General features: G+C 72.5%; 22 protein-coding genes and 1 riboswitch. Of the genes, 10 read left to right on the top strand and 12 right to left on the bottom strand.

All coding sequences use genetic code 11. The features are described 5' to 3' along the window. Positions 1–55: 55 nt before the first annotated feature. Together DEJ35_RS14780 and DEJ35_RS14775 are read right to left on the bottom strand one after the other, a co-directional pair. Positions 56–499, bottom strand: coding sequence for a thioesterase family protein (locus DEJ35_RS14780; protein WP_111123924.1), 444 nt, complete (start codon positions 497–499; stop codon positions 56–58). Further along, on the bottom strand, positions 496–1,104 hold the full coding sequence (locus DEJ35_RS14775; protein WP_071247243.1) for a QsdR family transcriptional regulator: 609 nt from the start codon (positions 1,102–1,104) through the stop codon (positions 496–498). Before DEJ35_RS14775 ends, DEJ35_RS14780 begins: the two co-directional genes overlap by 4 nt. Before the next feature lie 59 nt (positions 1,105–1,163). On the opposite strand from DEJ35_RS14775, the gene DEJ35_RS14770 reads away from it, so the two are divergent. Continuing rightward, entirely contained in the window at positions 1,164–2,345 is a 1,182-nt protein-coding gene (locus DEJ35_RS14770; protein ID WP_111193033.1) for an acyl-CoA dehydrogenase family protein, read from the top strand. A gap of 30 nt (positions 2,346–2,375) precedes the next feature. Here DEJ35_RS14770 and DEJ35_RS14765 read toward each other — a convergent pair whose 3' ends face one another. Together DEJ35_RS14765 and DEJ35_RS14760 are read right to left on the bottom strand one after the other, a co-directional pair. Next, entirely contained in the window at positions 2,376–4,430 is a 2,055-nt protein-coding gene (locus DEJ35_RS14765) for an alpha/beta fold hydrolase (RefSeq protein ID WP_111193032.1), read from the bottom strand. Beyond that, the gene (locus DEJ35_RS14760) at positions 4,427–5,323 is read right to left on the bottom strand and encodes a patatin-like phospholipase family protein (protein ID WP_111193031.1); all 897 of its coding nucleotides are present in this window, start codon (positions 5,321–5,323) and stop codon (positions 4,427–4,429) included. The genes DEJ35_RS14765 and DEJ35_RS14760 overlap by 4 nt, the downstream gene beginning before the upstream one ends. Positions 5,324–5,436: 113 nt before the next feature. On the opposite strand from DEJ35_RS14760, the gene DEJ35_RS14755 reads away from it, so the two are divergent. Further along, on the top strand, positions 5,437–6,246 hold the full coding sequence (locus DEJ35_RS14755; RefSeq protein WP_111236062.1) for a GAF domain-containing protein: 810 nt from the start codon (positions 5,437–5,439) through the stop codon (positions 6,244–6,246). A 41-nt stretch (positions 6,247–6,287) separates the two neighbouring features. Continuing rightward, complete coding sequence (locus tag DEJ35_RS14750; protein WP_027465208.1) at positions 6,288–6,473, top strand: hypothetical protein; 186 nt, start codon at positions 6,288–6,290, stop codon at positions 6,471–6,473. Between the two features lie 91 nt (positions 6,474–6,564). Here the strand turns inward: DEJ35_RS14750 and DEJ35_RS14745 are convergent, their stop codons facing one another. Together DEJ35_RS14745 and DEJ35_RS14740 are read right to left on the bottom strand one after the other, a co-directional pair. Continuing rightward, a complete protein-coding gene (locus tag DEJ35_RS14745) occupies positions 6,565–7,596 on the bottom strand; it encodes an NADPH:quinone reductase (RefSeq protein ID WP_111193030.1) in 1,032 nt (343 codons plus the stop codon). A 49-nt stretch (positions 7,597–7,645) separates the two neighbouring features. Further along, complete coding sequence (locus tag DEJ35_RS14740) at positions 7,646–8,008, bottom strand: helix-turn-helix domain-containing protein (protein WP_071247254.1); 363 nt, start codon at positions 8,006–8,008, stop codon at positions 7,646–7,648. Positions 8,009–8,116: 108 nt separating this feature from the next. On the opposite strand from DEJ35_RS14740, the gene DEJ35_RS14735 reads away from it, so the two are divergent. Then, complete coding sequence (locus DEJ35_RS14735) at positions 8,117–8,764, top strand: NAD(P)-dependent oxidoreductase (RefSeq protein ID WP_111193057.1); 648 nt, start codon at positions 8,117–8,119, stop codon at positions 8,762–8,764. A 177-nt stretch (positions 8,765–8,941) separates the two neighbouring features. Here DEJ35_RS14735 and DEJ35_RS14730 read toward each other — a convergent pair whose 3' ends face one another. After that, positions 8,942–10,264, bottom strand: coding sequence for an MFS transporter (locus tag DEJ35_RS14730; RefSeq protein ID WP_111123929.1), 1,323 nt, complete (start codon positions 10,262–10,264; stop codon positions 8,942–8,944). A gap of 147 nt (positions 10,265–10,411) precedes the next feature. Here DEJ35_RS14730 and DEJ35_RS14725 point away from each other — a divergent pair, with 147 nt between their 5' ends. Further along, positions 10,412–11,269: a LysR substrate-binding domain-containing protein gene (locus DEJ35_RS14725; protein ID WP_111123939.1), complete on the top strand. Its 858-nt coding sequence runs from the start codon at positions 10,412–10,414 to the stop codon at positions 11,267–11,269. 177 nt (positions 11,270–11,446) lie between these two features. Here the strand turns inward: DEJ35_RS14725 and DEJ35_RS14720 are convergent, their stop codons facing one another. Beyond that, on the bottom strand, positions 11,447–12,667 hold the full coding sequence (locus DEJ35_RS14720; RefSeq protein WP_146244810.1) for a hypothetical protein: 1,221 nt from the start codon (positions 12,665–12,667) through the stop codon (positions 11,447–11,449). A gap of 112 nt (positions 12,668–12,779) precedes the next feature. Between DEJ35_RS14720 and DEJ35_RS14715 the strand changes: the two genes are divergently transcribed. Continuing rightward, entirely contained in the window at positions 12,780–13,748 is a 969-nt protein-coding gene (locus tag DEJ35_RS14715) for an aldo/keto reductase (protein ID WP_111091071.1), read from the top strand. Positions 13,749–13,874: 126 nt separating this feature from the next. Here DEJ35_RS14715 and DEJ35_RS14710 read toward each other — a convergent pair whose 3' ends face one another. Continuing rightward, a complete protein-coding gene (locus tag DEJ35_RS14710) occupies positions 13,875–14,510 on the bottom strand; it encodes an NADPH-dependent F420 reductase (RefSeq protein WP_111123931.1) in 636 nt (211 codons plus the stop codon). Positions 14,511–14,587: 77 nt separating this feature from the next. On the opposite strand from DEJ35_RS14710, the gene DEJ35_RS14705 reads away from it, so the two are divergent. The 4 genes from DEJ35_RS14705 (at position 14,588) to DEJ35_RS14690 (ending at position 16,428) form a co-directional block, all read left to right on the top strand. Next, positions 14,588–14,884 carry a GNAT family N-acetyltransferase gene (locus tag DEJ35_RS14705; RefSeq protein WP_110862566.1) on the top strand — a complete coding sequence of 99 codons (297 nt, stop codon included), beginning with the start codon at positions 14,588–14,590 and terminating at the stop codon, positions 14,882–14,884. Positions 14,885–14,906: 22 nt separating this feature from the next. Next, a complete protein-coding gene (locus DEJ35_RS14700; protein ID WP_111123932.1) occupies positions 14,907–15,368 on the top strand; it encodes a VOC family protein in 462 nt (153 codons plus the stop codon). Positions 15,369–15,451: 83 nt separating this feature from the next. Continuing rightward, positions 15,452–15,922 (top strand): MarR family winged helix-turn-helix transcriptional regulator, encoded by a 471-nt coding sequence (locus DEJ35_RS14695; RefSeq protein ID WP_110862568.1) that lies wholly within the window; start codon positions 15,452–15,454, stop codon positions 15,920–15,922. After that, positions 15,919–16,428 carry a metallophosphoesterase gene (locus DEJ35_RS14690; RefSeq protein WP_110862569.1) on the top strand — a complete coding sequence of 170 codons (510 nt, stop codon included), beginning with the start codon at positions 15,919–15,921 and terminating at the stop codon, positions 16,426–16,428. Before DEJ35_RS14695 ends, DEJ35_RS14690 begins: the two co-directional genes overlap by 4 nt. A gap of 60 nt (positions 16,429–16,488) precedes the next feature. Here the strand turns inward: DEJ35_RS14690 and thiD are convergent, their stop codons facing one another. The 3 genes from thiD to thiM all read right to left on the bottom strand — a co-directional run bounded on the left by thiD (position 16,489) and on the right by thiM (position 19,675). Continuing rightward, the gene (gene thiD, locus DEJ35_RS14685) at positions 16,489–18,006 is read right to left on the bottom strand and encodes a bifunctional hydroxymethylpyrimidine kinase/phosphomethylpyrimidine kinase (RefSeq protein ID WP_111123933.1); all 1,518 of its coding nucleotides are present in this window, start codon (positions 18,004–18,006) and stop codon (positions 16,489–16,491) included. Next, entirely contained in the window at positions 18,003–18,812 is an 810-nt protein-coding gene (gene thiE / locus DEJ35_RS14680) for a thiamine phosphate synthase (RefSeq protein ID WP_258378500.1), read from the bottom strand. Before thiE ends, thiD begins: the two co-directional genes overlap by 4 nt. Beyond that, positions 18,809–19,675: a hydroxyethylthiazole kinase gene (gene thiM / locus DEJ35_RS14675; RefSeq protein ID WP_181420169.1), complete on the bottom strand. Its 867-nt coding sequence runs from the start codon at positions 19,673–19,675 to the stop codon at positions 18,809–18,811. The genes thiE and thiM overlap by 4 nt, the downstream gene beginning before the upstream one ends. Beyond that, a riboswitch (TPP riboswitch) is annotated at positions 19,664–19,759 on the bottom strand. (Overlaps the previous gene by 12 nt.) Positions 19,760–19,875: the final 116 nt, after the last annotated feature.

Genomic DNA, 19,875 nt, shown 5'->3' with positions numbered 1-19,875 from the left:
CCGAACCGCGCGATCGCGGGGTTCGGGGGCACTTCGGTTGCGCGGAGGGTCCCGGTCAGTCGGCGACGGCGGGCTGCGGCGCGACCATCGAGCCGGTCACGAGCTCGCGGAGTTCGGCGGGCAGCGGGATCGGACGGCGGGCGCCTTCGCGGTCGATGATGACGTGCACGAACTCACCGGTGGCGAGCAGGGCGCCGTCGGACTGGCGGAACAGGCCGAACTCCCACGACAGGCTCGTGTTGCCGAGGTGCTTCGAACGCATCCCGACCTCGATGACGTCCGGCCAGACGGCGGACTCGACGAACCGGCAGCTCGACGACACCAGCACGGCGATCCACTCCGACGAGAACGGGTCGAGCCCGGCGACCTCGCGGAACCAGTACGTCGACGCGTTGTCCATCGCCGAGTAGTAGATCGTGTTGTTGACGTGCCCGAACATGTCGTTGTCGTTCCACCTGGTGGGGTAGGTCCGGCGGAACGGGTACTCGTCGATGGTCATCGGTCTCCGATCGGTGGTGCGGGGGTGGCGTGCACCGCGTCGGGCCGCAGGACGTACTCGAACGCCGCACGGGCCCGGTCGGGATCAGGGGTCTCACCGGAGATGAACTCGGCGTAGGTGAACGACTCGGAGATCCGGACGAGCAGCCGTGCGAGCTCCTCAGCCGACAACGGTGCCGGATCGAACGTACCGGACGACTCCTGCTGCTCGATGAGTGCGGTCACCCGGGCGACGAACCGGCTCTGCACGTCGCTGTCCGAGGTGGTGAGCAGACGCATCGCCCGAGCGGGTTCGCGGGTCAGGAACGCCCGGAAGTACGGGGCGTCGATCAGGTCGGCGGTGAACCGGTCGAGCACGACGACGAGCCGGGCTGCTCCGGTCGCCCCGATCTCGTCGGCGGCGTGGGTGGCCCCGTCGAGCGTCGGGACCGCGAGGGACCACAGAATCTCGGACAGCAACCGGTCACGGTTGCCGACCCACCGGAACAGCGACGTCCGGTCGACGCCGAGTGCGGCAGCCAACGCCCCCATGTCGATCCGTGAGCCGGCGATGAAGGTGTGACGGGCCTCCCGGAAGGCGCGCAGCGCTGAATCCGATGTGTACACGCGATCCTCTCTTGCAACGTTTTCGAGAATGATGCATCGTGGTTCCCATGTCAACGACGATGCCCGCGACGCCCCTGCTCGAATCGGACTTCTACGGCTTCCAGCAGCAGCTCACGGTCGAGGAGCGCGCGTCGCTCGGGCGGCTCCGGCAGTACCTCGAGCGTGAGGTCGCGCCGATCGCCGACGCGTACTGGGCGCGCGCCGAGTTCCCGATGCAGGTGATCGCACCGCTGGCCGAGCTCGGCATGTACGGGCCGGGCGTCCCGCTCGTGCGGCAGTTCGAGAACTCAGCCGTGTACCGCGGCTGGGCGGCCCTCGAACTCGGACGCGTGGACGCGAGCGTCGCCACCTTCATCGGCGTGCAGTCCGGCCTGGCGATGAACTCGATCGCGGTCGCCGGCAGCGACGAGCAGCAGCGCGAGTGGCTGCCGCGGATGGCCGCGGGTGAGATCGTCGGGGCGTTCGGGCTCACCGAGCCGTACTCGGGCAGTGACTCGGCGAAGGGTCTGCGCACCACCGCCCGGCGCGAGGGCGACGAGTGGGTGCTCGACGGCGAGAAGCGCTGGATCGGCAACGCCACCTTCGCGGACGTCGTCGTGATCTGGGCGAAGGACGTCGCCGACGGTCAGGTCAAGGGCTTCCTCGTCACCACCGACACCGCGGGCTTCACCGCGACCAAGATCGAGGACAAGATCGCACTGCGCGGCGTGCAGAACGCCGACATCGTCATGCAGGACGTCCGCGTGTCCGAGTCGCGTCGGCTGCAGAACGCGACGTCGTTCCGCTCGACCGCCGAGGTGCTCCGACTGACCCGTACCGAGGTCGCCTGGCAGGCCGTCGGCATCGCGGTCGGGGCGTACGAGGCCGCGCTGGCCTACGCCCGCGAGCGGATCCAGTTCGGCAAGCCGATCGCCGCACACCAGCTCGTGCAGGACCTGCTCGTCAAGTCGCTGTCGAACATCACGGCCTCGATCGCTCTGTGCACGCAGGCCTCGGCCATGCAGGACGCGGGGGGCGGTGGCGACGAGCACTCGGCGATGGCCAAGGCGTTCGCCACAGCGAAGATGCGGGAGACCGTCGCCTGGTGCCGCGAGGTGCAGGGCGGCAACGGCATCGTGCTCGACAAGGGGGTGGCCCGGTTCTTCGCGGATGCCGAGGCGATCTACTCGTACGAGGGCACGCGCGAGGTCAACACCCTGATCGTCGGGCGGGCGATCACCGGGCAGGCCGCGTTCGTCTAGCGGCCCGCCCCGGTTCGCCGAGCCGGTGCGCTACCCGAGCAGCGCCGGCCGCTCCCACTCCTGGTCGAGCACGTGCTGCCCGAGGAACGCGAACACCGTCTCGTACCAGACCACGGCGTGCTGCGGAGCGAGCACCCAGTGGTTCTCGTCCGGGAAGTACAGGAACCGGTGCGGCATCGAGCCGTCCGGTGCCGCGTGGTGCTCCGCGAGCTCCGACCAGAGCCGCAGCCCCTCGGCGATCGGCACCCGGTAGTCCTTGTCGCCGTGGATCACGAGCATCGGTGACGTGATGTCGGCCACGAACCGGTGCGGATCGTTCGCCGCGATCCCGTCGGCGTCGAAGATCGAGGACCAGTACTGCGACATGTCCGTCGTGCCGTTGAACTGGTCGAGCGCCCACAGGCTGGCGTGGGTGACGATCGCGCGGAACCGGTCGGTGTGCCCGGCGACCCAGTTCGCCATGTACCCGCCGAACGACCCGCCCATCGCGGCGGTGCGGGTCGCGTCGATGTCCGTCCGCGCCTCGACCACGTCGGTGATCGCCATCAGGTCGGTGTACGGCGCCTGCCCCCACGCGTTCCAGCCGCGGTTCACGAAGTCGAGTCCGTAACCGGTGGAGAGTGCGGGGTCCGGCAGCAGCACGGCGTAGCCCCGCGCGGCGAGCAGCATCGGGTTCCAGCGCCAGGACCACTGGTTCCACGAGTTGAGCGGTCCGCCGTGGATCCACAGGACGAGCGGGTGCGGCCCGTCGCCCTCGGGCACGACGAGCCAGCCGCGCACGCGGGCGCCGTCGGCTGCGGTCGTCTCGACCTCTTCCAGGTGGGCGGGCACGTCCGGCAGGGGCGCCGGCGTCGCCAACGGGGTCACCGTGCCGTCCGTCGCGATCCGCACCGGGTGCAGCGGGGCCGCCCAGGAGGCCCGGAGCGCCACGACCACGCCCGTCGCCGCCGCCACGCGCAGGCTCGAGTACGCCCAGTCGTCGTGCGTCAGCTGCTCGACGGCTCCGCCGTCGAGGGGGATGCGGAAGACCGGCGCGCGGCCGTCCTGGTCGGCGACCGCCAGGAGCGCGCGGTCGCCGTGTTCGAACACCAGCTCGCTCGGCCAGCGGTCCCAGTCGGTCGCGACGCGGCGGGCGTCGGAGCCGTCGATGCCGGCGACCCAGACCTCCTGCTGGTTCGCGCCGGCCGGGGTGGAGCGAACGGTGCGGACCCAGGCGATCGTCCGACCGTGGTGGCTGAGCGCCGGCATCTCGTGGTCGACGTCGACGTCGTCGAACAGCACCGTGCGGTGGCCGCTGGACAGGTCGATGGTGACGAGCGCGGAGCGGTCTCCACGGGCCTCCCGGACGCCCACGGATGCCAGCAGGACCGAGCCGTCGGGCGTGAGCGCCCCGCTGACGTGGTCGAGCGAGCGGCCTGGGGCCGGTGTGCGGTCGACGGGCTGGACGGGGTCGGCGCCAGCGCCGGCGGCGTCGCTGTCGGTGTCGCTGTCGGCCGTGTCGAGGGTCAGGACGTGCGTCTGTGCCGGGCCGAGGTCGTGGTCCCAGTACCGCACCGGGTAGGTCTCGTGCAGGATCGCCCGGACCTGCTTGTCCTTCCGGGTCTTGCGGAGCTCCGCGTCGGCCTCGAGCACGGTCGCCGGGTCGGACCCGGCCCCCGGCAGCAGGTCGGCGGTCAGCGCGACGACGTCCGACGACGCCGCGGTGGCCAGGACCCCACCGACGCCGCCGGCCAGGCGGGTGAGCGGACGCGCCTCGCCACCGGTCGCGGGCAGCACCCAGAGCTGGGCTGCCTCGAGGTCGGTGGCGTCGGCGTCGGGCCGGGCGGAGACGAAGAGCAGGTCGCCGGCGCGGGTGAAGGCGGTGCCGCCCTCGCCCTTGGCCGAGCGTGTGAGGCGGACCGGGCGCGCGGCGGTGTCGGCGGTCGGCGTCGCGGGCACCTGCCAGATCGATCGGCGGTACCCGGTGCCGTCCGGGTCGAGGGCACTGACCGTCAGCGCGACGCGGGCGCCGTCGGAGCTGATGTCGATGCCGTCGACGCGGGGGAGCGCGATGTACTGGTCGAGGTCGGAGAACGGGGTGCTCATGCGTGCACGCTCGCCAGGTCCTCGGCCCAGAAGGCGGCGACCTGCTCGGCGACCGCGGTGCCCTGGGCGTGGCCGGCCTCGGCCGACGGCGCCTGCGTGGCGAGCGAGAGCGAGTTCGTGCCGAAGGCCTGCTGGGACGCGCTGTCCGCCACGACGACCTCGACCGACGAACCGCCGGCGCGCAGCGCCTCGACGGCGACGTCGAGCCAGGGTCCGCACGGCGACGGGCCCTCGGGGCCGCAGGCGATGACGAGCACCCGCTCGTACCCGGCGGCGACGTCGGCGTTGGTGCCCGAACGGACGCCACCGTCGACGTACGGGCGGCCGTCGATGGCGACCGGTGTCCAGACGAAGGGTACCGAGCAGCTGGCTGCGACCGCACGGGGGAGCGGCACGCCGTCGGCCGCGGTCAGCAGGCGGAAGGTGCCGTCGGTGGCGTCGACCGCGGTGACGGCGAGCGGCTTCTCCGGCCACTCCGTGGACGGGAGTGTCTCGCCGAAGGTCGCCGTGCGCTCGTCGTCGCTCTGCCCGCCGATGACCTGCTGGGCGGCCTGACCGAGTCGAGCGCGGGCGTCCTGCTCGCCGGTCGCGCCCTGCAGTGCTGCGCCGATGTGCTGCTGCACTGCTTCGACGTCGATGGGCGCCGGCTCTTCGTAGGTGGTCGGCGCCGGGGTGTGCTGCTGGTCGTAGGCCTGCTGGACGGCACCGTTCCGGACGAACGCGCCGACGACGCTGCCGGCGCTGGTGCCGACGACGAGGTCGGCGGCGTCGAGGTCGACGCCGGCTTCCTGCAGGGCGACGAGGACACCGACTTCCCACGCGATGCCGGCGACACCTCCGCCACCGAGGACGAGGGCTCTGGATCCGGGAACGGGCGTGCTGACGTCGGTCATGGGTCCTGCTTACCAGCTGCGTGCGGCGGGCCGGTGGAGGCCGACGCGTCCTGTGGAGAACCCGCCTGTGGACAACTCCGTCCGCGTCGGTGGCGTGACCTAGCGTCGTGGTCATGGGGCAACAGCGTTCAGGACGGGTCGGCACGGTCGTGTGGCCGATCGTGGTGGCCGCTGCGCCCACCGCGGCGTTCCAGCTGCCGAACCTGTTCGTCACGCCGGCGGTCCGACTGTCGCTCGTCGCGTTCGGGCTCGTCGTGCTCGTCGGCGCCGTGACGGTGCAGGTGGTCCGGACCCGGCGCAGCGACGCCGCACGGTCGGTGGCCGAGGACAACGCCACCGCGGCAGAGCTCGAGCAGTCGACGGCGGTCCGGTACGCGTTCGGCCAGATCGCCACCCGGCTCGTCCGGTTCACCGAGCTGCCCCGGTCCGATCGCCACGGCGAACTCTCGGTCGTCGCCGACCGCGTCGCCGTGGCCCTGGCGTTCTACCTGCTGCCGAAGGTGCCCGACGTCCGCGCGAACGTGTACCAGCTGTCCACCGACCTGCGGGCGCTCGAGCCGATCGGTCACGGTGGCGCCGGCGACACCGCCGGGGTCTTCCGCGCGGGCACGCCCTACGGCGACCGCAACCTCGAGTGGGTGCTGGTCGGGGGATCACCCCGGATCGTCGGTGACCGCTCCGCCGATGTGGACGTCGACCAGGACCTGCCGGGCTTCGAACCGCGGTACACCTCGTACGTCTCGGTGGTGATCCGGTCCGACCAGTACTCGTTCGGCATGCTCACCGTCGACTCCCCGGTCCCCGACGCCTTCACCGAACTCGACGCCAAGAACATCGCGATGATGGCGTCGTTCATGGCCGTCGCGTTCTCGTTGACCTACTCGTTCCCCGAGCGCGACCGCAATCCAAGGAAAGGCCCGTGATGCTCACACGCTCTGTCGGACGCTCGACGTACGATGCCCCCATGACGACCGTGAACCCTGCTCCGCCGTCGTTCGGGCGTGCCCGGATCTCCTCGCCGAACTGGAACGACACCACCACCGACGCCGACTACGAAGACCTCGACGTCATCGCCGCCAACATCGAACGCGAGCGCGTTGCAGCCCGGCTCCGGGTCACCGCAGCCATCGCTGCGCGTCTGGGTCGCTGACCCCTCCCGCATCGTCCACGACGAACGGCCCCCACGCGTGCGCGGGGGCCGTTCGTCGTCTGCGGAGGCCGAGCCGGATCCGCTGTCGCGGCTACCGCGCCTCGGGCACGTCGATGAGCACCTTGCCGACCGTGTCCTGCTCGACCGCGTCGTGCGCCTGGGCGGTCTGCTCGAGCGCGAACCGGGTGAGCGGGAGACCGGCGTCCTCGCCGACCGGCAGCACGCCGTCGTGCAGCGCCTCGGTAAGGTCCTCGGCCGCCGCGGACAGTGCCTCGTCGCCGATCGTGTAGAGCAGCAGGAACTGGTAGCGGGCGTTCACGCTCATGTTCGGGCGGATCGGCAGGCTCGCCTCGTCACCGCCGTTGTTCGCGTAGATCGACACGACGCCGTGGTTCGCCAGCACGTCGGCGACCAGCGCGGCGTTCTGTGGGATCGACACCTCGACGACGATGTCGACACCGTCCGGCGCGATCGACCGGATGCGCTCGGCGGCGTCCTCTTCGCGGTAGTTCACGACGTGGTGGGCGCCGGCCGCAGTCGCCAGTGCCGCCTTCGCGTCCGAGCTGATCGTCGTGATGACGGTCGCTCCGGCCCAGCGGGCGAGCTGGATCGCGGCGTGCCCCACGGCACCGGCGCCGCCGGCGACGAGCACGGTGAAGCCGTCGAGGGCTCCGGGGCCCAGGCGTGCGGGGCCGTCCTCGTGCGTGGTGAGGGCCCGGTGCGCCGTCATCGCGGGGACGCCGAGCGAGGCGCCGACGTCGAACGAGACGCCATCGGGCAGCGGGACCACGCGCGACTCGGGCACGACCGTGTACTCCTGCGCGGTGCCGGTCGGCCGTGACGCCGCCGCCATGAACAGCCAGACGCGGTCGCCGACGGTCAGCCGTTCGACTCCGGGACCGACGGCGTCGACGACGCCTGCGCCGTCCTGGTTCGGCGTGATCTCGGGGAACGGCAACCCGTCCCCGTAGGTGCCGCCGGCGCGGGCCTTCCAGTCGGTCGGGTTGACGCCGGAGACGACGACGCGGACGCGGACCTCACCGGCACCGGGCTCCGGGATCTCCCGCTCGACGAGTTCGAGGACGCTGCTGGCACCGGGCTTCGTGTAGACGATCGATCGCATGTCCCCAGGCAACCACTCGTCGCCGTCGGGGATTCCGAGTGCGGGGTGCTCAGCGCGCGTCGTACCCCTCGCGCGCCTCGGCGACGTCGGGCATGTGTGAGGTGGCCCAGTCCTCCAGCGGCACGAGCACCGTGCGCAGCGACCGACCGAGCTCGGTCAGTTCGTACTCCACGTGCGGCGGGATCTCGGGGAACACCGTCCGCGTCACCATGCCGTCACGTTCGAGCGCCCGCAGCGTCTGGGTGAGCATCTTCTGCGAGACCCCCTGCACCCGGGCCGCCACCGCCGAGTACCGTGCGGGACCGTCGGCGAGGGCGCCGATCGTCAGCACGCTCCACCGGTCGCCGATCCGGTCGAGCAGCTGCCGACTGGGGCAGTCCGCCGCGTAGGGGCTGTACTCGAGTGCTGACATGGTGTCCTCCGCAACGCACCGCCAGGTGCCTACTTACTGAAAGAGAGTAACTCTTGTACGGTGACTGTCAACGTCACCGACGCCCGTGACGTCCACGAAGGGAACACCATGACCAACATCGTCGTCTTCGGAGGCACCGGCTACGCCGGCTCCGCCATCACCCACGAGGCACTCTCCCGCGGCATCACCGTCACCGCGGTCGCCCGCGACACGAGCAAGCTCGAGCCGGCCGAGGGCCTGACCCTGGCGCAGGGTGACGCGTTCGACGCCGACTTCGTGTCCGAGGTGACGAAGGGTGCCGACGTCGTCATCGTCTCGCTCCACGCCGTGCAGGCGGACGGCAGCGAGCTGAAGGACAAGTTCCAGCACTTCGTCGACGCCGCCGCAGCAGCGGGTGCGCGTCTCGGCATCGTCGGCGGTGCCGGTTCGATGCGCGTGTCCGAGGACGGCCCCCGCCTCTTCGACACCGACGGCTTCCCGGACGCCTTCAAGGGCGAGGCGAAGAGCCACGCGCAGATCCTCGACGCCCTCCGCGCCTCGGGCACCGAGGTCGACTGGTTCTACGTGAGCCCCGCCGCGGCCTTCGGCAGCTACAACCCGGGCGAGCGTCGCGGCACCTACCGCGTCTCCGACGAGGTCCTGCTCGCCGACGCCGAGGGCAACTCGGACATCTCCGGCGCCGACTACGCGATCGCCTTCGTCGACGAGATCGTCACCCCGGCACACCACCAGACGCGCTTCGGCGTCGCCTACTGAGGCACTGCCCCCTCGCGGGACACCGGTGTTCGCGCAACACACCGCGGGATCCCGCGGTGTCGAGCGTAGACACCGGTGTCTTGCGTACGACCCGGCGCGACCAGCGGGCGGACGGGAGGCGCGGGACGGAACCGCCACGGGCCTCCAGGCCGGCGGGTGGTCACCGCCAGGGCCCCGCTAGTGGGCGACGATCGCCGGCACCGGCAGGTGGTGGCGCATCCGCACCGCCAGGTGCAGGCCGCCCCGGCGGGCGAGCACGAGCGCGATCACCGCGGCGGCAGCTGCCGGCACCCCACCGGCGACCATCATCCCCACGTGCGCACCGAAGTGGTCGACGACCTGTCCCATCAGGGGCCCGCCGATCGCCTGCCCACCGAGCAGCACCAGGACGTAGAGCGACATCACCCGGCCGCGGATCGCCACGTTCGACGACAGCTGCACGAGCGAGTTCGACGCGGTCTGGAACAGCAGCTGCGACATCCCCACCGCCACGAGCGCGACGGTGAACGGTGCGATCGCCGGGATCGACCCCGAGACGACGAGCAGCACGCCCGTCCAGAACACCCCGCCGACGATGGTGCGGAGCCGGACGACGGCCCGGCGGGTGGACAGCAGCGCGCCGACCAGGGCGCCGATCGCCACCGCGGAGTTGAAGACCCCGTAGCCGCCGGCACCGACGTCGTACACCTGTGACGCGAAGGCGGACAGCAGCACGGGCATCGTCAGTGCGAACACCGAGAAGAACGCGACGAGGATCACCGGCACGATGATCGTCGGCTTGTGCACGGCGTAGCGGAGGCCCTCCACGAGCTGCCCCTTGCCACGCGGAGTCGGGGGCGTGCGGTGGAGTTCGGAGACCTTGAGGAACCCGAGCGTCACGACGACGGCGACGCAGGCGATCGCGTTCACGCCGAACGACCACCCGGCGCCGACCGCGACGAGCAGGGCCCCGGACAGCGCCGGACCGATCATGCCGCCCAGCTGGAACACCGACGAGTTCACGCTGATGGCGTTCCGCAGGTGCTTGTGCCCGACGATCTCGGTGACGAACACCTGCCGTGCCGGGTTGTCGATCACGGTGACCATGCCGACCAGGAACGCGATCACCCAGATGTGCCACGCCTCGACGACGCCGGCCAGCGTCAGGACGGCGAGCAGCGCGGACAGCACCGCGAAGGCTCCCTGCGTGATCATCATGAGCGCGCGCTTCGAGAACCGGTCGACCAGGACGCCGCCGAGCAGCCCGAACAGCAGCATCGGCGCGAACTGGCACGCGACCGTGATGCCGACCTGCGCGACCGACCCGGTCAGCTGCAGCACGAGCCAGTCCTGGGCGATGCGCTGCATCCAGCCGGCGGTCATCGCCACCAGATTCGTCGCCGTGAACAGCCGGAAGTTCGGCACGGACAGGGCGATGAGCGTGTGGCGCCACGGCGGTCGCGTGGCCTGGATCGGGAGCGGTTCGGTGGGTGGGGGGAGGGTCGTCGGTGACGCGCTCACGGTGCGGGGTTCTCCGGACGTCGGTGTGGATCTGGTACCCCAACGAAACTACGTGGCGCCGGCCCATTCGATACCCGTATGGTGGCTATCACTCCATTGCGATGTCGAATGACCCCGCGAACGGCCGCGCGAACGAACGAGGTGCCCGTGCTCGATCCGGTCCTGTTGCAGACGTTCCTGGCCGTGGCGGAGACCGGCAGCTTCACGCAGGCCGGCACCCGGCTCGGCATCAGCCAGCCGACGGTGTCGCAGCACGTCCGGCGCCTGGAGACCGCGGTGGCGCGCACCCTGGTCGCCCGGGACACCCGCGGCGTCGCCCTGACCGACAACGGGGACGCGATGGCCGGGTTCGCGCGGACGATCCTCGCGGCCCACGCCACCGCCGACGCCTACTTCTCCGGCGCGGCCACCCGCGGACGGCTGCGGTTCGGGGCGGCGGACGACCTCGCCATCACCCAGCTGCCGCGGATCCTGCGGGACTTCCGACGACTGCACCCGCAGGTGAACCTCGAGCTCACGGTGAACCAGTCGTCACCGCTGCTCCGCCGGGTGCACGCCGGCCAGCTCGACCTGGTGTTCATCAAGCAGACGGCGGGGGAGTCCGCCGAGGGCACCCGGGTGGCCACCGACCAGATGGTGTGGATGGCGCAGGACGGCATCGCCCTGGAATCCGGCGAACCCGTCCCGCTCATCGCGTACCAGGCGCCGAGCATCAGCCGGCAGATGGCGATCGACGCCCTCGAGGCCGCCGGCCGCACCTGGCGGATCACCTGCAACACCCGCGACGTCAACGGGGTGCTCGCCGCGGTGCGCGCGGGCATCGGCGTCGCGGTGTTCCCGCACTCGCTGATCCCGGCGGACCTGGTGAAGGTGTCGCAGCGGCTCGGGCTGCCGGACCTGCCGGCGGTGGACTACGTCCTCATCGCGAACCCGACGGTGCAGCGGGAGCCGATCGACGCGCTGACGAACGCGATCCTGTCCCGCGGGGTCGTCCGCGCCGTCTGAGCTCGTGCATCGGCGGCCAGACGCCGGCGTGTTCGGGCTGGTGGGCGCGGCGAGACGCCGGCGTGTTGTCTCGACGCCGCCGAGCCGTCGAGACGCCGCGACTTTCGGGGGCGTCTCGACGTCGACGCGGCGTCCTGCCGAGACGACGGCGTCTGAGCGCTCGCGGCGCTCGCTGCGCTACGGGGCGAGCGTCGGGGTCGTGCCGGTGCCGGTGACGTCCGGCAGCGTCACCCCCGCGAGCGGCAGCAGCGCCGCCGCGACCGCCCACAGCAGCACGACCGTGCCGACACCACCGAGCACGGCGCCGAGCAGCGCGACCGGCCGCTGCCACGTGGCCGTCCGGTCGCGCAGCGTCACGATCGAGAGCACCAGCGCGAGCAGTCCGAGCACCACGCCGACACCGTGCACGGTCGCGGGCGCGGTGAACCACCAGGCCGCCAGACCGATCGTCGCGATCCCGGCGACGGCACCGAGCACCGCACCGGCGGTCGCGCCGAGCGCACGACGTGGCTCCGGCACGGCGGCTGCGGCCACGGGCTGGTCGAGCAGTTCCGTCGGGAGGCCCGCCTCGCCCCCGCCCGCACCCTGCGGCGCCGGGGTGGGTGCGACCACGGCCGTGGTCGTCGGGGCGTCCGGGGTCGCGACGGCGGGGCTGCCGGGAGCGGCAGCAGCCGGCGCCGCGTGCAGGACGGCGTCGAACGACCGTGCGGCTGCGACTGCGACTGCGGGAGCGGGTGCGGGTGCGGCCGACCGTGCCGCGGCCTGCTGTTGGGCGAAGCGTCGGGGCGTCCGGTAGCCGATCGGGCCGACGGGCTCGGGTTCGGTGCCCTCGACGACCACGTGCTCGAGGCCGGGCACCGAGAACCGGGGCTGTCCGGCGACGGGCACCGCGGGCGCGGCGGGCGGCGGTGCCGGGAAGGCCTCCGGTGACGGGGTGGTGAGCGGGGTGGCGTCCGCCGAGGCGGGTGCGGCGGCGACCGGGGAGACCGGCACCACGAGCCCGGATGCGGGGACGACCGACGACGGCGGCACCGCCGGGGTCTCGAACGGCACGGTGTGCACGTTCGGCGACGTCGGGGCCGGGGGCAGCAGCTCCTGCTGCGGCGGGAAGTCGGGCACCGGGGCGTCGGCCTCGACCAGTGCGGCGATCGACGCGGGCTCGGCGGCCGGTGCGTGCGCGGGTGCGTGCGCGGCGGGCACGTTCCCGGCCGGGGTGACCGTGGTCGGTGGGACCGGCGCCGCGTGGGCGGCGCGTGACGAGGCGGGGGTGGGGCGGGCCTCCCGGTCGGAGGCGTTCACGTGACCGACGGCGGCGACCCGCTCGGGCGCGACCTCGTCGACGGGCGGCGCGGTCACCCAGGCCGGTACGGGCCGACGGGGCCGGTCCGATTCGGGCATGCGATGCGCTGCCACTGCGGCGCTCCTTCCGTCGACTGATCCATGCTCAGTTGTAGCGGCAACCGCTGGGTGGATCGCAGCCCCAGTTCGGGGTCGCCGGTACGGTCGGGTGATGACCGGAATCGAACACCGTCCCCTGGGCCCCTCGGGGCTCGTCGTCTCCACCGTCGGCCTCGGCTGCAACAACTTCGGGCGGCGGGGAACCGCGTCCGAGTCGCAGGAGGGCACCGACGCCGTCGTCGCCGCGGCCCTGGACGCCGGGGTGACGCTCTTCGACACCGCCGACATCTACGGCGGCGTGCCGGGCATGTCCGAGGAGATGCTCGGACGCTCGATCCGCGGCCGCCGCGACGAGATCGTCCTCGCCACGAAGTTCGGCATGGACATGCAGGGCGCGAACGGCCCGGACTGGGGCGTCCGCGGGTCCCGCCGGTACGTGCGGCTCGCGGTCGAGTCGTCGCTCCGGCGTCTCGGTACGGACTGGATCGACCTGTACCAGATGCACCGGCCCGACGACGTGACACCGATCGAGGAGACCCTGTCGGTGCTCGACGACCTGGTGCGCGAGGGCAAGATCCGGTACGTCGGCCACTCGAACTTCGCGGGGTGGCAGATCGCCGAGGCCGAGCTCACGGCGTCGATCGCCGGCACCACCGCGTTCGTGTCCGCGCAGAACGAGTACAGCCCGCTCGCCCGGGATGCCGAGGCCGAGGTCCTGCCGGCCGTGCGGGCGTACGCGCTCGGGTTCCTGCCGTTCTTCCCGCTCTACAACGGGCTGCTCACCGGCAAGTACACGAAGGCGGGCGGCCCGGCCGACGGGCGGCTGACGACCTCGAAGCCGCAGGTGCTCGAGGACGCCCCGTGGGACGTGCTCGACGACTACCAGCGGTTCTGCGACGACCGGGGCGTGACGATGCTGCAGGCGACGTTCGCGTGGCTCCTGGCACAGCCGGGGCTGTCGAGCGTCATCGCGGGGGCGACGAAGCCGGAGCAGATCACGCAGAACGTCGCGGCGGGCACGACATGGGCGCCGACCGAGGACGACATCGCCGACATGACGACGATCTTCGACCGGGCCTGAGCGGGCGCGCTCGTTCCGCCCTGGCTCGTTTCGCGCTGAGCGACAGGTCACGGGCTGCGGAGCCCGTGAGGTGTCGCTCAGCGCGAAACAGCAGCGGTGGGTGCCGGTGCTGCGCGGCGCGGCGGACTAGCGCGTCGCTGCGGCCAGGGCGTCGCGCAGCTCGGCGGCGGTCATCCGCGGGCCGTAGCCGGGGGTGTCCCGCTGGATGCGCCAGCCCTCGGCGAGGGGCCCGGCGTCGACGACGTCGAAGCCGAACGCGTCGATGAGCTCGGAGACGGTCTGCTTGGCGGAGTCGTCGTCGCCGGCGATGACGAGGGCACGACGGTCCGGGGTGCCGGCGGGCGTCGCATGGCCGGTCAGGTCGTCGGCGCCGATGTGGTTGAACGCCTTCACGACGCGGGCGCCGGGCAGGTGGTCCTGCAGCAGCTCCGCGGTGGTCGTGGACTGGTCGTCGAGGGCGGCGATGTGGCCGTCGCGCTCCCAGTAGTAGTTGTTCGTGTCGATGACGACCTTGCCGACGAGCGGTTCGACGGGGATCGTCTCGATCGCGGCGAGCGGCACCGTCACGACGACGATCTCGCCCGCTGCGGCTGCCTCGTCGCGGGTCGCTGCGCGTGCGCCGTCGCCGAGTTCCGTGACCAGGTCGGTCAGGGTCTCCGGGCCGCGGGAGTTCGCGATGACGACCTGGTGGCCGTTCCGTACCGCGAGTCGTGCGAGCTGGGATCCGATGTTGCCGGCGCCGATGATTCCGATGGTTGTCATGGTGTCCCTGCAACGCTGCCCGACGTCGTGCATTCCCCGGGCGGCACGAACGCCCTTCCGGGAGCATGATGGCGGGCATGGACCACGAGTTCCGCGACGAGACCGACCAGGACCGCTACGCGATGTACGTCGGCGGCGAGCTCGTGAGCGTGCTCGACTACCGGGTGAACGGTGACGCGGTGGCGTTCCCGCACACCTACACGGTCCCGAAGCACCGCGGCCACGGCTACGCGGCCGAACTCGTCGAGTACGCCGTCGCCGATGTCGAGTCGTCGACCACGAAGCGCATCGTGCCGATGTGCTGGTTCGTCGGGAAGTGGTTCGACGAGCATCCCGAGAAAGCCGACCTGCTCAGCCGCAGCGCCGCGGACTGAGCACCGAACGAAGGGGCTCCCCGTGCCCACCATCACCCCGTTCCTGTGGTACGACGACCAGGCCGAGCAGGCGGCCGAGTACTACGTGGGACTGTTCCCCGACAGCCGCGTCGACAGCGTCAGCTGGATGCCCGACGGCCGTGCCCTCGTCGTCGAGTTCACGCTGCTCGGCAAGCCGTACCGCGCGATGAACGGTGGCCCCGGCCACCCGCACACCGACGCGGTGTCGTTCCAGATCGACGTGGACACGCAGGACGAGCTCGACCGCCTGTGGGACGCGCTGCTCGCCGACGGCGGGAGCCCGATGGCGTGCGGGTGGTTGACCGACCGCTGGGGTCTGGCGTGGCAGGTGACCCCGTCGATGCTGGGGGAGCTGATGAGCGGATCGGGCGACCCGGAGGCCAACGCCCGGGTCTTCGAAGCCATGATGCAGATGATCAAGCTCGACATCCCCGCGCTCCGGGCAGCGGCAGCCGCCCGCTGACCCCACACCAGGCGTACCCGCCGGTATGGTGACGGGACGAGAAGACCGCCGGCCGGCGCCGGCGCAGACAGGCTGGAGCCATCATGGACCACCCGAGCTCCAAGGTCCGGAACAGCGACATCAGCCGGGCGTACACCGAGCTCGCCCGCATCACCCGTCGGGCGAGCATCCGTGCCCGTGGCTCGGATCAGGTCCTGAGCGTCGTCGACCAGTCCCTCGTCGACTTCGTCGTCCAGCACCCGGGCTGCATGGCCATCGACATCGCCCGCTACCTGCGGCTGAACCGCTCCACGATCTCGCGGCAGCTGTCCGGGCTCCTCGCGACCGGGCTGGTGCGGACGACCGACGGCGGCAGCGGGAACGCGAAGCCGCTCGAGGCGACCGACGCCGGCCGCGCAGCGCTCGAGCGGTCGGTGCAGCTGCACCGCGACGCGCTCGACGAACGGCTCGCCGACTGGTCCGACGACGACATCGCACTGCTCGCCGGGCTGCTGGAGCGCCTCGGCGCCTCGGACGAGGCCGGGCTCCCGATGCCGGCACCCACCGAGTCGTGACGACGTCGTTCGTCCTGCTGTCCGACACGCACCTGCCCAAGCGCGCGAAGGACCTGCCGCCCGGGCTGTGGGCCGACATCGACGCCGCCGACCTCGTGGTGCACGCGGGGGACTGGGTCGACCTGGCCACCCTCGACGCCGTGCAGGCGCGGTCCAGCCGCTTCGAGGGCGTGCGGGGCAACAACGACGGTGCGGAGTTCGACGACCGGCTGCCGCTCGTCGCCCGGTTCGGCGTCGAGGACCTGCGCTTCGCCCTGGTGCACGAGACCGGGGCGTCGACCGGTCGGGAGCGGCGGATGGACGCCGAGTACCCGGACACCGACGTGCTCGTCTTCGGCCACTCGCACATCCCGTGGGACACCGTGGCCCCGTCGGGGATGCGCCTGCTGAACCCCGGTTCGCCGACCGACCGCCGTCGTCAGCCCGACCACACGTGGATGCGCGGCACGGTCAGCGGTGCCGAGCTGTCCGTCGAACTGGTCCGGCTGCCGCCGGTCGCCCGCTGATCCCCGCCGAGACTCGGCCCGGAGGACAGTTCTCGGGTGAGCCAACCCGAGAACCGTCCCTCAGCGCGAGACTCGGGCGTCGCGTGCCTCCGTCGGCATCCGGAAGAACGCGAGCTCCCACTCCACCGAACGTCGGAACGCCCGCGCCATCCGCCCTCGCTCGTCGGGTGTCGCCGCACGGGCCACCTCCTCGACGAGCCGGGTCGCCTCGGCACTCGACGCCGCGAACCCCGGGTCCCCGTACGCCGTGATCCAGTCGGCGAAGGCATGCCCGTCCGGCGCGACCCCGAGCTGCGACCCGACCCAGGCGTAGACCCGGAAGCACGGCAGCACCGCGGCGGCGAGCACCGCCGGGGAGCCGGAGTCGGCGGCCTCCTGCAGGTGTGCGAGGTACCCGGCGCACGTGGGGTGCACGGGATCGTCGGCGTGCGAGCCGGCCAGCCGACGGTGGTGCAGGTCGCGCGCCTCGTCCGCACACCCCTGCGCAGCCGCCGCCCAGAACGCAGCAGCAGCGCCGGCACCATCACCCGAACCGACACCGGGGGCACCGACCCCGAGCGTCGCCAGGTGCCGCTCGTACGCCCGCAGGTAGTGGACGTCCTGCGCCAGGTAGCCCGCGAAGACCTCCGGCTCGAGCGTCCCGTCCCCGAGCCCCACCAGGAACGCGCAGTCGATGGTCTCCTGCAGCACCGAAGCCGCGTCCGTCCACCACACGTCCGTGTACGACAGCGCTGGCAGGGCTGCCCGCGCCTGCGCTCCGTGGTCGACCGGGCCGTTGCCGCTCCCGACCGACAGCGCGTCCGCCCCGCGCAGCGCCGCCGTCAGCCACTCCTTCGCCACCCCGACCGCGAGTTCCCAGTCGCCGTGCCGCGCGGCGAGCGTCGCGATCGCACTGGACAGCGAGCACCCGGTGCCGTGCGTGTTCGTCGTCGCGACGCGGGGACCGGTGAACACCCGCACGGTTCCGTCCGGTGCCACGAGCACGTCATCGGAGGTCGGCCCTTCGTCGTGGCCGCCCTTCGCCAGCACCAGGACGTCCCACCGCGCCGCCACGGCACGCGCGGCATCCAGCGACGAAGCCGACGACGACGAAGCCGACGACGGCGCACCGGAACCAGCCGCACCCGCGCCGGCGAGCTCCGCCAGCACCACGAGCTCGGCCCGGTTCGGCGTCACCAGGTCGGCGAGCGCGAACAGCGCCCCCATGGCCGACGCCGCGTCCTCGTCGAGCAGCCGGTCCCCGCTCGTCGCCACCATCACCGGGTCGACGACGACCACCGGCGGCTGGTGCTCCCGCAGCCAGTCCGTCACGACCCGCACGACGTCGGCGGTGCCGAGCATCCCGATCTTCACCGCGTCGACCACGACGTCGTCCGACACCGCGTCGAGCTGCTCCCGCAGGAACCCGACGTCCGGCAGGTGCACCGACCGCACCCCGTGCGTGTTCTGCGCGACGAGCGCCGTCACGACCCCCATCCCGTACCCGTCGTGCGCGGCGATCGCCTTGAGGTCCGCCTGCATCCCGGCCCCGCCCGTCGGGTCGGTCCCGGCGATGCTCAGCACCCGTGGGACGCTCATGCGTCCGCCCCGTGGTGCGTGGCGTCGGCCTGGGCCCACGCCGCCGGTTCCGGGGCGACGCGCCAGCGGCGGACCGGCCGTACCGGTGGGGAGAGGCGTGGATCAAGGTCACCGGATCGTCCGGCCTCCGCCCCGTGGCCGGGTCCACGGCCCCACGCGGCCACGTACGCCGCCGCGGCGGACCCGGGGTCGGCCGCGGCGCAGATGCCCGACACGATCGCGACGCCCGCGGCACCGGCTGCCCGGAGCGGCACGACGTCGTCGAGGGTCACCCCGCCGATCGCCACGCACGGCAGGTCGGTGGCGGCGGCCAACCGGGCGAACCCGTCGTGGCCGAGGGCCGGCGGGTGGTCGGCCTTCGTCGCCGTGGGGTGCACGACCCCGACGCCGAGCAGGTCCACGGTGCCGCGGGGGAGTCGCTCGACGGCAGCCAGGTGCGCGAGCGTGTTCGCCGTGAGGCCCACGTGGGCGTCCGCTCCGAGCAGGGCGCGAGCGGCCGTGACGGGGACGTCGGACTGGCCGAGGTGCACGCCCGCGACCCGGTGTCCCGCGTGCCGTGCGGCGAGGACGACGTCGAGCCGGTCGTCGACCACCACCCTCGCGCGCTCCCCGACGGCGTCGGCGACCGCGGCGGTCAGGGCGAGCAGGTCACGCGCGGAGGCGTCCTTGTCCCGCACCTGCACGATCCGGACCCCGGCGTGCACGGCGGCGCGGACGACCCCGAGCACCCCGATGCCGTGCCGGTCGGCCAGGGCACCGTCGGTCACCAGGTAGACGCCGAACCCCGCAGACTGCAGCCCGCTCACGCCGACACCGCCCGGGCGTCGACCGCGGGAGCGGCCTCGAGGGTGATCCGGGCCTCGCGGACGACGTCCTCCGGCGTCAGCGACGCCAGCCGGTCGAGGAACAGCGGCTGGAAGGTCCCCGGTCCGCCGGCCTCCCGTGCCGCGAGCTCGGCGGCGATCGTGTGCACCGCGGTGGCGGCGACGGCAGCGGCCCCCGCGTCCTCCGGCGCGACCGACGTGAACGCGGCGACGACCGCGCCGAGCGCGCACCCGCCTCCGGTGATCCGCGTCAGCAGGTCGGTGCCGTTCGCGACCCGGACCACACCGATGCCGGGCGCGACCAGCAGGTCGACCGCACCCGACACGGCCACCGCGGCCACGAGCCTCCCGTCCGAAGCAGCGACCGACGCGACCCGAGCGTCCTCCGTGCCCACGGTGCTGTCGACCCCGCGGCCACCGGCCGAGTCGCCGAGCAGGGCGAGCACCTCGGAGGCGTTGCCCCGCAGCACCGTCGGGCGCAGCGCGAGCAGGTCACGCGCCAGGGCGGTCCGCACCGGCAGCGAGCCGACGGCCACCGGGTCCAGGACCCACGGGGTGCCCGCGTCACGGGCGGCGTGCACGGCCTCGAGCGCGGCGACCCGCGGTTCGGCGTGCGGGGTGCCGGTGTTCACCAGCAGGGCGTCCGCGACGCGGGCGAACGGCCCCGCCTCGGTCGCCACGTCGACCATCGCGGGCGAGGCCCCGAGCGCGAGCAGCACGTTCGCCGTGACGTTCTGCACGACGGTGTTCGTGATGCACTGCACCAGCGGGGCCCGGGCACGCACGGCCTCGAGCAGTTCGGCGGTTCGGTGGGCCCAGGCAGGGGAGGGCGCAGCGGTTTCCATGGACGATCCCTTCGCGAGTACGAGCTCGAGCAGGTTCGACGGGTGTGATCTCAGCCGCTGGATGCGGCACCCCGTGTCTCGAGCGACACCGTACACGACGCCCGGTGACCACTTCGAGGCCCGCTCCGGGCACCGTGTGCCAGGGTTGGACCGTGCCAGATGCAACGCCCCCCGGGCCCCGCTGGTGCAGTGCATCACGA

This window comes from Curtobacterium sp. MCPF17_051 (assembly GCF_003234595.1).
In the GTDB taxonomy this organism is placed as follows: domain Bacteria; phylum Actinomycetota; class Actinomycetes; order Actinomycetales; family Microbacteriaceae; genus Curtobacterium; species Curtobacterium flaccumfaciens.
Note: the sequence above shows the minus strand (reverse complement) of the source record. Positions and strands in the feature narration are given on the sequence as shown.

What these genes read in the sequence shown, in the direction of transcription:
- DEJ35_RS14780 (WP_111123924.1), bottom strand. Translation starts at nt 499, where the DNA reads ATGACCATCGACGAGTACCCGTTCCGCCGGACCTACCCCACCAGGTGG.
- DEJ35_RS14770 (WP_111193033.1), top strand. Translation starts at nt 1,164, where the DNA reads ATGCCCGCGACGCCCCTGCTCGAATCGGACTTCTACGGCTTCCAGCAG.
- DEJ35_RS14765 (WP_111193032.1), bottom strand. Translation starts at nt 4,430, where the DNA reads ATGAGCACCCCGTTCTCCGACCTCGACCAGTACATCGCGCTCCCCCGC.
- DEJ35_RS14760 (WP_111193031.1), bottom strand. Translation starts at nt 5,323, where the DNA reads ATGACCGACGTCAGCACGCCCGTTCCCGGATCCAGAGCCCTCGTCCTC.
- DEJ35_RS14755 (WP_111236062.1), top strand. Translation starts at nt 5,437, where the DNA reads ATGGGGCAACAGCGTTCAGGACGGGTCGGCACGGTCGTGTGGCCGATC.
- DEJ35_RS14750 (WP_027465208.1), top strand. Translation starts at nt 6,288, where the DNA reads ATGACGACCGTGAACCCTGCTCCGCCGTCGTTCGGGCGTGCCCGGATC.
- DEJ35_RS14745 (WP_111193030.1), bottom strand. Translation starts at nt 7,596, where the DNA reads ATGCGATCGATCGTCTACACGAAGCCCGGTGCCAGCAGCGTCCTCGAA.
- DEJ35_RS14740 (WP_071247254.1), bottom strand. Translation starts at nt 8,008, where the DNA reads ATGTCAGCACTCGAGTACAGCCCCTACGCGGCGGACTGCCCCAGTCGG.
- DEJ35_RS14735 (WP_111193057.1), top strand. Translation starts at nt 8,117, where the DNA reads ATGACCAACATCGTCGTCTTCGGAGGCACCGGCTACGCCGGCTCCGCC.
- DEJ35_RS14720 (WP_146244810.1), bottom strand. Translation starts at nt 12,667, where the DNA reads ATGCCCGAATCGGACCGGCCCCGTCGGCCCGTACCGGCCTGGGTGACC.
- DEJ35_RS14715 (WP_111091071.1), top strand. Translation starts at nt 12,780, where the DNA reads ATGACCGGAATCGAACACCGTCCCCTGGGCCCCTCGGGGCTCGTCGTC.
- DEJ35_RS14710 (WP_111123931.1), bottom strand. Translation starts at nt 14,510, where the DNA reads ATGACAACCATCGGAATCATCGGCGCCGGCAACATCGGATCCCAGCTC.
- DEJ35_RS14705 (WP_110862566.1), top strand. Translation starts at nt 14,588, where the DNA reads ATGGACCACGAGTTCCGCGACGAGACCGACCAGGACCGCTACGCGATG.
- DEJ35_RS14695 (WP_110862568.1), top strand. Translation starts at nt 15,452, where the DNA reads ATGGACCACCCGAGCTCCAAGGTCCGGAACAGCGACATCAGCCGGGCG.
- thiD (WP_111123933.1), bottom strand. Translation starts at nt 18,006, where the DNA reads ATGAGCGTCCCACGGGTGCTGAGCATCGCCGGGACCGACCCGACGGGC.
- thiM (WP_181420169.1), bottom strand. Translation starts at nt 19,675, where the DNA reads ATGGAAACCGCTGCGCCCTCCCCTGCCTGGGCCCACCGAACCGCCGAA.